General features: G+C 45.7%; 8 protein-coding genes. 1 reads left to right on the forward strand and 7 read right to left on the reverse strand.

The features are described from left to right. Positions 1 to 78 precede the first annotated feature (78 nt). From AZI86_RS15975 to AZI86_RS16005, 7 genes are all read right to left on the reverse strand, one after another. On the reverse strand, positions 79 to 2,922 hold the full coding sequence (locus AZI86_RS15975) for a S8 family peptidase (protein ID WP_061836276.1): 2,844 nt from the start codon (positions 2,920 to 2,922) through the stop codon (positions 79 to 81). Continuing rightward, the gene (locus AZI86_RS15980; protein ID WP_061836277.1) at positions 2,919 to 6,005 is read right to left on the reverse strand and encodes a hypothetical protein; all 3,087 of its coding nucleotides are present in this window, start codon (positions 6,003 to 6,005) and stop codon (positions 2,919 to 2,921) included. Before AZI86_RS15980 ends, AZI86_RS15975 begins: the two co-directional genes overlap by 4 nt. 199 nt (positions 6,006 to 6,204) lie before the next feature. Continuing rightward, a complete protein-coding gene (locus tag AZI86_RS15985; protein ID WP_061836278.1) occupies positions 6,205 to 6,930 on the reverse strand; it encodes a hypothetical protein in 726 nt (241 codons plus the stop codon). A 181-nt stretch (positions 6,931 to 7,111) separates the two neighbouring features. Continuing rightward, on the reverse strand, positions 7,112 to 7,291 hold the full coding sequence (locus AZI86_RS15990; protein WP_061836279.1) for a hypothetical protein: 180 nt from the start codon (positions 7,289 to 7,291) through the stop codon (positions 7,112 to 7,114). Between the two features lie 109 nt (positions 7,292 to 7,400). Next, positions 7,401 to 7,955, reverse strand: a complete 555-nt coding sequence (locus AZI86_RS15995) for a hypothetical protein (RefSeq protein ID WP_061836280.1) — start codon at positions 7,953 to 7,955, stop codon at positions 7,401 to 7,403. Positions 7,956 to 8,119: 164 nt separating this feature from the next. Continuing rightward, entirely contained in the window at positions 8,120 to 9,946 is a 1,827-nt protein-coding gene (locus tag AZI86_RS16000) for a hypothetical protein (RefSeq protein WP_061836281.1), read from the reverse strand. Position 9,947: 1 nt separating this feature from the next. Beyond that, a complete protein-coding gene (locus tag AZI86_RS16005; protein ID WP_061836282.1) occupies positions 9,948 to 10,319 on the reverse strand; it encodes a hypothetical protein in 372 nt (123 codons plus the stop codon). Between the two features lie 130 nt (positions 10,320 to 10,449). Between AZI86_RS16005 and AZI86_RS16010 the strand changes: the two genes are divergently transcribed. Then, positions 10,450 to 10,938, forward strand: coding sequence for a hypothetical protein (locus tag AZI86_RS16010; protein WP_061836283.1), 489 nt, complete (start codon positions 10,450 to 10,452; stop codon positions 10,936 to 10,938). Positions 10,939 to 11,090 lie beyond the last annotated feature (152 nt).

Raw genomic sequence — 11,090 nt, forward strand, 5'->3', positions numbered from 1 at the left:
CAATTTCGACCCTGGCAGCCTTTGCAATCACGATGCCTACTTATCCAGTGTCACTGTGCCACTAAAAATTCCAAAGCCTTAAAGCATAGGAATTTTGTAGATGGTCTTTCTTTGTGTCCCTAGGTTTTCGCAATAAACCACAAAACTAGACTCACCACCTTGCACCATCGGATTTAAAGCCGTGCAACTGTCGCCGATCTGCAAGCTATTGCCAATCGCCGGGACAAATGAACCCGCCGTTGATGAAAGAGTGTAAGCGTGGCCGCGATACAACTGTGATGAATCAATGTACAGACCGATCTGACCCTTGATACGAATCGGGGCGAACAGATCTGTAAATACGCTGCTACTTAGAACACTGGAGCGGTTGATGGGGCTTGTCGTCAGTGTCTTTTTGCCCGAAGAATCAATCAGCAATGAATTTACTTGGGTCTTTGTTTCCACCAATAGTCGCACGCCGCCGTTTTCACCTGAAGCCGTGAGGGCGCCGATAATGTTGTCCCCCTTTTTCGGGTGAACGTAGGAATAGAACTTCGGCGTGTTTAAACCTTGAATCCAAGCAAACTCAATGATGCTTGAAGATTGGGTGCGGCTCATGAAAAAGCTATCTGAAGATGAATCCAAACCCGGTTGGCGCACCATTTGGAAGCCTTGCAAGTTAAACTGACCTGAAATACGCGCCAGTTTTTTTGTTGCGGCATTATCACCGATACGAAGCTGATAATAGCGCGCGCCCGAATTTCCACCCACAACTTCAACAAGAACTCTTGCTTCACCTTGAGCTATTTCAGTCAGTGACGGAGGGAACATCAGTTTGATCAGCATGCGCTCGGGATATTTTACTCCTGCCGAAGAACCTAATTGCTTCATCGTTTTAAAGGTATCAAAACTGCGAAGTTCGAAGGATTTTGTCTGGGCATTCGGGCGATAGAAGTAAATACGGTTGGTCACCGCTTGATCGTTAGAGTCTTCAAACGGATCTTTATTGCGATCTGCGGGAACCACTTGGCCTTTAAAGATATATAAAGGCACAAGCATGCGTTGGCCTTGATAGTTCATGCCCACCCACGCCATTTCGCGCCAGTTGGGCATGGCCAAAGTTGCGTCGTAAGTGAAAAAAGGCGTGTTGAACAAAGGCTTTAAATTTGAATTTAAATACCAAAGCTTAAAGCTATTATCGCCTTTAAGAGTATTATAACTTTGCATTAAGTAATCGGCTTTGCCGTCGCCGTTGAGATCCATCTTGATAAGATTTAAAACGGTTTCACCGCGATCTAAATCTAAAGTGGTCGGAAGCAAGCGATTGTCTGAAGCGCGCATCAAAGTGAGGAAATACTTTTCGCCTTGGGACGAAATAAAGAAATACTCAGACTCGTCTGTTTTTTTAAAGCTGTTCTTTACGGTTTGGGGGCGAAGTTTGGTCAGTTCGCGATCCATTTTGATTCCCGAAAGATCAAAATCAAGACCGGCTAAGTTGGAGGTCACTGGAGTCACAGTTTTAACCAAAGTTTTAGAAAAGCTATAGTTGCTGACCTTAGCACCTTCAGTGACTTTAAGTTTCACCGTGACCACGTGATTTTGCGCGGAGCCGTTGATTTGCCCCGCGATTTTGATCACTTCGGTTTGCCCCTCGGCCAAGCTGGGCAAAGTGAACTGGGTGGCAGTTAAAGTCACATTTTTGGAAACCTCTAAATCTAAAGCGATAGCCCCTGAAGCCTTCCAATAGTTTTTAACGGCGAATTGCAATTCAAAAGCACCATTATCGCTGACACTAATCATTTGCTCGCCCTTAAGAACGGGGAAAACAGCCGACTGCGGAGCCACCTCTAAAGACTTATCAATTTGGATAAGGCCGTTGATAGCCGAAACCACCGTGGGGCGGGGACGCGAGGATATAAATAAGCGCGCTTTTAATTCATCCGTCGTTGCTTCCGGCAAAACGGATTTTAAAACGGCAAAAGCCGCCGAAACAAACGGAGTCGCTTGGCTGGTCCCACTTTTAAAATCATAGCCTGTCACTGAAAACTGGCTAGGGCTCATTTGGGTGGGGATCAAAGAAAGAATATTAGATCCCGGTGCTAAAAGATCCACGTGACTGCCGAAATTTGAAAACATCGAAAGCTGACTGTCAGGGCGAATAGAGCCCACGCACACCACGCCTTCATAAGAACAGGGATAAATGGGTTTTTCGGTCGTGTTGTTGCCGGCCGCAACAACGATGATCACTCCGCGCTCTAAGGCTTCTTTGATTTTCTTTTGTAAAGACGCCGTGTCCGCAGCGGCGGGCCAACCTAATGAAAGATTGATCACGTCGGCCTTCATATCTAAAGCGTATTGCAGCGCTTTAAGCATGCGCGTGGTGTAACCCGCACCTTGGTCGCCTCGGAAGGTAAGCTTAATAGGTAAGATCTTCACTTTCGGAGCGACACCCGAAATGCCGACACCGTTGTTTTCAATGGCTGCGATGATCCCTGAAACGTGGGTTCCGTGACCAATATCATCGTTGACGCGATTTTCATCACCGTTTCCGGAGACGTTCCAACCCATGCAATCGCCCGCATAGCCGTTACCGTCTTTATCAAGTTCACTTCTAAACGGGGGACGGCCTAATGAGTCACAATCTGCACTGTTAAGAAAAATACGGTCTTTAAGGTCGGGATGATTGACGTCAACACCGGAATCGATCACCGCCACTAAAACTTCACGTTTGCTATCGTTCCAGTTTAAAGCCGCGGTTTTCACGCGGCCCACGTCAACCCCTAAGACACCTTGAACCTTTTCGTATTCAACATCCGTCAATGCTTCATTGACGGATTGACCGCTGTTAAGCACGCCCCATTGGAGGTTTTTTAAAGGATCATTTCCTACGGCCCAGCCTTGCGATAAAAAAAGGCTTGTAATAAGCGCAAGCACGGATCTCATAACGCCTCCAAAAACCAGTTGGTGAAGAGCTCAGACTCGGTAATGCCGATCTTGCGTTTAAGGCCGGTTAAAGGACCCATTTGATTCACACTGCCGATTTCACCGTAAGTGTTTGAAACAAATGTTTGATCGCCAGCCTCGTCACCTTCGCGGAAACCCGTTAAAGTGGTGTAGGCAAAGATATTGTTTTTGCCAATAAGCTCACCAATTTTAGCAATCGGCAAACGCTGCTCCAGCGTGCCAAAGACCTGCATGACGTTGTAAGAATAATCATCAAAGTTATTGTGCTTATTGCTCCAACGCAGTTTTGAAATCTGATTAATCAAGGTCTGAATATTAGATTCTGGTACTCCCGCGGCTTGCAGCATCTTTTGCATGCGCGTGACGTTGACTTGCAGTTGTTCAATACCGCGTTCATAGATCACAAACGAAAGTTGGATGTTGTAAAGACGTAACACTTTAGTGTCACGTAACGCCATCTTAGAAAATAAATTCTGACCGGCTTTATCATTGATCTCGCCAATGATTTTTTGGATCTTTTTTTGATCCGCCGACCAGCCCTTGTAACGATAGTTGATTTTTAAAACTTCATCTTGAGGAACTGCGACGTCGCTATCGCTTTTATAGCGATCTAGTTGTGCTTCATAGTCCAAGATGCGTGAATAAGACGAACCACCGATAGTATCGCCTGGGTTTGAACCCCCGATGCGGCTGAGTGAAATGTCTTTATCGAGTTTTGCTTTCACCACGGCCGTAGCCACGTCTAAAGCAAAGTCTTGATAGTTTTTACCCGAACGAGTGCCGCGCACGCGTTTTTGGTAATCGCGAGTTTGGCCCGTTGGCGCTTCAATAGAGATAATGCCGTTACGCGATTGCCATTTCCATTGATAAAAAAGCAGGTTTGCCGTGGCGCTGTTAGCGGCGGTATCGCCTTTCAGTACAAAAGGCTTTTGCACGTTTTCTAAAGCCTCAATGGATCCCCACCGGAAGGCTTGGGCCAATGCCTGAATTTGGGACAAGCTATTCCGATCTTCTGGCGTGGCACGCAAAGGGACAGAAAAGAATTTTGTTTTAGTAAATCCACGGAAATGCTCTAGGCCCAAAGATAATACCGAAGCTTGCAGACTTAAATCAAAGGACAGATTTAAATCAATCGCGTTGCCGACACCACGATACACCTGGATCGTGTTTTCATCGGAACGTAAGATATGAATGCGCGAAAGAATATACTGTTGCGCGGTGAAAGAGGCATAAGCACTCAAGTCGATGCCAACAGAAGTCTTTGTACCATATCCGATACCCGCGCCCAAAGAAGGACCCACGGAATCAGTAATAATAAAAGATTCGCCCACCGCTAAATTGTCTTTAAGTTTAGAAATACCTTCTTGAAAGGCTTTTTTTCCCTCTTCAGTTTCAAGATCTTTGATTGTTAAATCATTTAAGGATTCAATGTGCGCCGCCATTTGGTTGCGCACGGTCGGAACGATCATGTTTTTAAAGGGTTGTTTTAAGGCCAGCTCTAAACTTTTCACCGGCGTGATGTGAGAATAAGTGCGGGTCACGGATGCCGATGCGGTGATGTTTCCTTGAAAACCATCCGGCAAACCGTAAACGCTAAAGTAGGTACCTAAAGTGATATTAGCCCCGATAGAGTCCACCGCTGAAATGATGTTGTCTGAGCCCATATAGCTGCCGGTCACAATATCGCGATTTAAAATAAAGCGATATTTACCAAAAGGGACCGCGTCTAAAGCATAGGTTGAGCTTTGAGTTTGTCCCGTGGTGATAAGTGATTTTATATCATTCACAATGCGATCTTGGATTTTGGTTGAAAGTTTAGCACCAATATCGGTACCGCTTAAAAGGCGTTTATTAAATTCATTCACCAGATTTTGAATCACACCTGACTGCAATTGCGCGCGCGCCAGCAACGTCATCTGAGAAGAGTTTAGCGGGCTTGAGGGATCCCCAAATGCAAAACGTGCCGAATACCCGGGCCAATTGTCTTCATAGACTTTCGTGATTTTACCGTTTTTAAGGACGGTGCCAGAGCTAATGCTTGGGTTCACCGCCAAATCAGGGACTTTATACTTAAATAACTTCATCAATGAATTACGGCGAGCCACGATTTTTTCAGTCGCCAGCATCCCCACTTCTTTGGGGAATTGGGCAAACTGAACGACTTCGACAAGATCTTGACGAGTTAATCTTGCGAGACGACGAACCATCCACAAAGCGTCTTCATAACTTGTAGAAAAAGTGGACTGCCCCGTACCGTCGCTAGATTCGGTGTCTAATTGGATGTTGTTATTAAATACCGAACCAATTTCCCAGTTAAAAAGATTCACGCTTTCTGGCATTTGCACTAAAGCATACGGAATCACCAAGCTGTTTAAGACACGGCGACCGGCGATGATTTCTGCTGGGATCGTTCCATAAGCAAGGCTGTAATTTTCAAACTGTGCTGGAACGGCAACCACGTCTTGTAAAATTAAAAAACTTTCAGCCTCGCTGCCGCCAACAACAAAGCGCTCTTTGGCGCCGGCGGTTTTCGTGCGCAGTTGTAAGATAAAGTCTTCGGCCTCAAGAGAGGAATTAAATTTTACACGCACTTTTTTAAGATATTTGATGGGGTCTAAACGATAGCCCAATTTTCTTAACAAGGCGTCTCTTAAAAGAACGTCGTGCACGGTGCGGGAAAGATTGAATTGGATGGCTTGTCGGCCCTCGGCCGTTTGCACGTACCCGTTAAAGCGGAAATTTCCTAAACGCGAAGACGATAGAGAGTCAAATTGCACCTCATCCGCTTCCGTGATTGGTAAAGCGCGAGGCGTGGCTTTTTCTGGCATCCACAGTTGCGAAGGGGCCGGGTTGTATTGGCTGATGTCTTGGCCCGCATTGCGTTGGTCTTGCAGGGTTTGAACGGGAAGTGGTTCGTTTTCAGAAGTGACGAGATCTGTGGCCGGAATGGACTTATTGCCGATATAGATACTGGTCGTAGAAATCTGGGTTTGTCCGTGAGCCCATAACGAGGAAAAGCTCAACACACCTAAAACTAACAGTTTTTGACCCAATTTTCCCATGTTGACGTGTTCCTGTCTAAAAAGAGGAATATTTTTTCAAGCCGGGTCATTGCAGCGGTCATGCCAGAATGTTCTGAACAAAGTGACACCAAGGGGGCGTTAAAGCCGAGCAGGTCCTTAATGTAAAAGTCCAAACAAAGAGCCCTTTGCAGGTACTTCCTACATGGCTAAGAGTTCGACGTGTTTGGAATGAGAGGAATTAAAGGCGGTCAAATTCGTTGCGATAAAGAACGAAAGTTTCAAAACCATTGGTCACGATGGCAGAGCGAATCTTGAGCGTAGCGCCTTGGTGTTTATAGGTATCGAGGTCCGCAGAGCTGGGCAAGATCGTGCCCGCAATATCGCCATAGGGATTTTTAAAAAAGAAAGGGTGGTTGTGGATGTGAGATTCGACGTTCCAACCTTGTTTGCGATAACCCTCTACTAAATTCATCACCGGGGTGTCGGCCACGGTTCCGTTTTTTAATTGGGTGTAAATCACGACGGTCGCTTGATCCGAATCAAATCTTGTTAGGACGTAGGCTGAAAATTCAGTTTCTGAAGAGAAAGTTCTTAAGTGATTGTCTAAAAGAAAGTTTTCTAAGCAAGACACTTGTCGTGGGCGACCGACTTTTTTAGCAAGGGCCTTGTTAAAGCGTTCCGTTTCTTTCGGGAATTTTTTAAAAAATGGTTTTTGGCGCTCTAATAGATATTTGAAATCTGTTTTTGTGCGTTCTTGGACTTTGCGTTTAAAGTGAGCGGCGTAGTTGAACTGGGAAGAAGTACTTAAATCCGCTAAAGAGCTTTTCGGCACGGACAAAACATCATAATAGGTCCCTTGCTGAAACTTCTCATAGGATTTTGCGCGCACCGGGATCTCACAAGCCGCTTGTGCGGTTTGGATACCTGAAGCGATCAACATAAACCCTAAGAAAGCCTTTAACATCGTGGGACTCCTTAAGGGATAGATCATGCAAGGCTGGGACCTTGTTTGCAGGACTCGATACTAAATAAATGGCAGCTGAGAGGGGGGCTGGAGGGGCAGAGACATTTTTCGATACTCAAAAAAAAGGACTGTCGAAAGTTTCGACAGTCCTTTTAGTCTCACGCTCTTAAAAGAGGCGTATTTATACCTTGTGCGGATGATCTGGGTTTTTATGGGTCTTTTCCATTTTATCACCCAGATCGTGGATTTTTTGACCTACCTTAGGCATTCCGGCTTCAGAAATTTTATGGCCGGCTTTTTCTAATGTATCACCGACTTTATCAGAGAAGCTTTTGTCCTTAGTTGGTTTATTTGGGTTCATAAGGTCCTCCTTCGTAATACACCCATTATAGTAGGGCTCATCCAACGAGGACATATTTCTTATGACAGAATGCCCGGGGTCACGGTGAAGCAACCCTGACAAATTACAATTACCAAGTGATAGAGAAGTTGATTAATTGCACTTCAATACCCATATCGATGTCGCCTTTTTTAACTAGACGAACCTCCGGGGAGTACGCCACGTTGCTCAACCAAGTAAAGCGTTTACCAGCGCCAATGAAGAAACCGATTTTGTTTTCATAACCAGAAAGGTTGTCTTTAGGTACGGCGTAAAGACCGATGCCGGCCTTAGCAAAAATAGCATTTGAAAAATCAGACGAGAAATTCCATGCACCTACACCCGCGATATCAAAAAGAGTTTCGCTGTCGCCAGTTCCAGAGACTTCTTTAGAGAGAATGCGCAAACGACCTTCACCGCCGACTTGAATTTTGCTGTCTAAAGTGTGCAAGTAACCTACGCCCACTTCCATGTTTGATCCCGAGGAACAGTCTTTACACTGTTTGCCTGAATAAAAAAGTCCACCAGTGGCTAGGGTGGTGATTTCGTTTGTGTAAGAGGCTGCCGCAGGTGTGCGGTAACGACCTTGTGCGAAGGCTGAAGTTGAAACGACTAAAGAGAGAGCTGCTAATGCCAACAATTTCATAATGAAACTCCTGATTTCAAAGATGGTTTACAGATGGGGGAAATCATTGTTTCAAGGATCTTTGGAGTCAATAGCAATGAGGGGATGCGTGGCGTCGATTAAAATAAAAAACCCCTCTTAAGATGCTTAAGAGGGGTTTAAGTTTTTTCTTTTGTTTAGAAAAATTAAAGCGTGGTTATGATCTGCGAAAAGGCCGCTTTATTTGCCTCAATAGAAGCTTGCGTGAAAGAGATCTCGTTTTCAATACGAGATTTCTCTTCCATGTACGGCACCAACGCTTGATTCAGCTCTGAGGAGCGATCTTGCGTTTCTTGGATCTTGGTTAATACGGCGGCGATTTTTTTATCCGTATCAAGAAGCGCCAAAGTCTGTTGTTCACGGGTGCGGATAGAAGTCTTTTTAGCTTCCTCTAATTGCGCCATTTCCCCGCGCAGTTTGACGACCACGGCCGAGGCCCCATCCACGGCCGCTTTCTTTTCAGCATAGCCGACACTGCTGTCATAGCTTTGCAAAGCCGCGGAACGATTAGAGACCTCCGTTTTGGCTCTTGATAATGCACTTTCCACGGAAGGACGTTGGCTGCGCAGATCTGAAAGCTGGCTGCGTAAATTCGGGATGCGAGAATCCTGGTAATCGCGGAGGGACGAATTCAATGAAGAAATTCGGTCTAATTTTTGATTTACTTGGCTGCGGGCTTGGTCCGTATTTGATGAAAGACGACGACGGATATTGTCGACCTCATTATTAATATCGGACTCTATGCTGCGAGTTTGCCAGTTACAGACATCCGCACGTTCTTGATAGCAGTAACGTAATAACGGATGTTCACGCATGCGGGCGTCTCGTTCACGGCGATCATCAAAGCGGCGATAGTCTGATTCCGCATTATCCGCGGCACTGCGAATATTGCGCAGTTCGGACTCGGCCGTATTGATTTGTGAACGTAAAGAGCCCACTTCATTTTCAGCCCGAGAAATCGAGCTGGAAGTGTTGCTGATCTGTGCGTCGATATCAGCAAGACGCTTTTGGCTTGAGGCCACGTCATTGCGAGAGATCTGGACGTTGTCGGCCAGGCGTTTGTGCTCCGTTTCAAAGGGCGCTAAAACTTTCCAAGCCGCATCGTAATTTGCATTGGCTTGAACAATTTCCGCTTCCTTAGCACTGATAGCCGCTTGTTGGCTCGCGATCTGAGTTTCTAAGGAAGCAATTTTTGCTTGAATCGTCGCCTTCTGGTTTTGCAAGGTGACCAGCTCTTTTTGCGTTAACTGATCTAATGTCCCAGTGACTTTTGCAAGCTCTTGGATCTGTTTTGCGTATTGCGTGTTCAGCGCGACTAATTGCTGTTGCAACTTTGTTTTTTGCGCGTTGGTGGCTAAAGCTCCCATATAGATGGAGCGCAGCTGCGCGGTTTTTTCTTCGTCAAGTTTTAAAGCATCTAAAGATGCCACTTGAGTCGGCACAAAGCTTTGCTCAAAGGCACTGCGATCTAAAGCTTGTTTTTTGTTACATTGAGCGATCAAAGCATCGATAACGGCACTGGATCCGCGCAAAGAAAAATCCACGGCCTTGGTGGTGGGGGCGGCAGCTCCATTTGGGATTTGCGCAAACGCCATAAAGCGGGTTTCACGTTTAAGATAAGAAATCAAAGCGGCGGTGTCCGAAGGCACTTGCCAGAACGTGGTGTTGCCGGCTGAATCCTTAAAGGGAGCAAAGGCGAAGGATTTAAGCGGCTTTACTTCGGTCGTGAACTTAAAGGCGCGTGTTTCAATCGTTCCCGGCATTTCGCGAATCCAAAGCTCTACTGGATAAAGACCCGATTTATCTAAAGTCAGCTCTAAACGGTATTTTTGATTATTTAAAGTACGAACCGTAGAGGCGATGCACGAGTTGGCATCAGTATCATCTAAGGCCCAGTCCTTAACGATCACGGGCTTTGCTAAAACGGTGGAGGATAATAATAAAGTAGAGGCTATCAGGCTTAGTTTTTTCATTTTAGCCACCGCAACGACGTTTTGAAACGGTTTCAGATTTAGAGTTGCAAGAACCTACAGAACAGTTACGGAAGTTGCGGTCGCAGTGAGCGCGCGCATTTCTTTCGGCCTCCCAGCGGTCATCGCCACTGCCTTTCACCGTGAAAGAGGATCCTAAAGCGTCAGTACCCGTGGCTTCACAAGTATAATATTCAAGCTCGCAGGTTTCGTTGCACTTACCATGTTTTTGTAAACACTCTTCGCAAGTTTTATGACCCCGCCAGTGTTCTTCCCAGCCGTCATCTGCGGCACTGCAAGTAACATTGGGTCTGGCGTAGGCGTTAGGAGCCAAACACGATAGACCAATAAGTACAGATACGATCCAAGCTTTCATCGAAGCCTCCTCTGGCGGGACTGAATAGCAATCCCAATGCCAGTAAAAATGGTGTCCTTTTGCGCCCAAGCTCCGTTTTATGAAATTACTGCCCGGGGTGTCGATATTCTGGTAGCTTCGACTGCAGTCTATGAAGCCTCGCCTTTATTTTTTTGATAAGCCCACGGTCCTTCTTTTAATCGCTTTAACAGTGTTAAGTGTTGTTATGGTGATAGCCGGAGCGGGATTTGAAGGGTTAGACCTGAAGTTTTACTATTCAGGGGATGAGGCTCTCAGGATTTTAAGCGCTTTAAGTTCTGAACAACGCCAGCGCTATCTGCGGATTGAGTCCTTAGATTTTATTTATCTATCTATTTATACGTCCTTGCTGATGTGGAATTTGCGTAAAGTCGGTGGCGCGCGTTTGATGTTTTTAGGAACGCTGCCGGCAATATTTGATGTCGCGGAAAATCTTTGTATCATGCATTGGTTAAGTTCTCCGGGTGAGCATTTTTACCTGGGCTTTTTAAGCTTCTTAACCATGGCTAAATGGTCTTTTGGTTTCTCGTGGACGGTTTTGTTTTTCGCGAAGTTCTTTTTGCGCAGAGTAAAAGAAAAACGCCGAATTATTCCAAATTAGTAATGTTAAATGACAGAAAATACCTTAAATGGAAATCATGCATAATTCTGTCTCATGGCAAATGAAGATCATGTAATTGTGCGGCTCGTTGAATGATTAAGAGGAAGTAATCTTCGATTTTTTTGTACCACAGTAAATGCCCCCGCCATTCT

This window comes from Bdellovibrio bacteriovorus (genome assembly GCF_001592735.1).
In the GTDB taxonomy this organism is placed as follows: domain Bacteria; phylum Bdellovibrionota; class Bdellovibrionia; order Bdellovibrionales; family Bdellovibrionaceae; genus Bdellovibrio; species Bdellovibrio bacteriovorus_D.

Excerpts from the sequence above, each read along its gene's own strand:
- AZI86_RS15975 (WP_061836276.1), bottom strand. The coding sequence starts at position 2,922 with ATGAGATCCGTGCTTGCGCTTATTACAAGCCTTTTTTTATCGCAAGGC.
- AZI86_RS15980 (WP_061836277.1), bottom strand. The coding sequence starts at position 6,005 with ATGGGAAAATTGGGTCAAAAACTGTTAGTTTTAGGTGTGTTGAGCTTT.
- AZI86_RS15985 (WP_061836278.1), bottom strand. The coding sequence starts at position 6,930 with ATGTTAAAGGCTTTCTTAGGGTTTATGTTGATCGCTTCAGGTATCCAA.
- AZI86_RS15990 (WP_061836279.1), bottom strand. The coding sequence starts at position 7,291 with ATGAACCCAAATAAACCAACTAAGGACAAAAGCTTCTCTGATAAAGTC.
- AZI86_RS15995 (WP_061836280.1), bottom strand. The coding sequence starts at position 7,955 with ATGAAATTGTTGGCATTAGCAGCTCTCTCTTTAGTCGTTTCAACTTCA.
- AZI86_RS16000 (WP_061836281.1), bottom strand. The coding sequence starts at position 9,946 with ATGAAAAAACTAAGCCTGATAGCCTCTACTTTATTATTATCCTCCACC.
- AZI86_RS16005 (WP_061836282.1), bottom strand. The coding sequence starts at position 10,319 with ATGAAAGCTTGGATCGTATCTGTACTTATTGGTCTATCGTGTTTGGCT.
- AZI86_RS16010 (WP_061836283.1), top strand. The coding sequence starts at position 10,450 with ATGAAGCCTCGCCTTTATTTTTTTGATAAGCCCACGGTCCTTCTTTTA.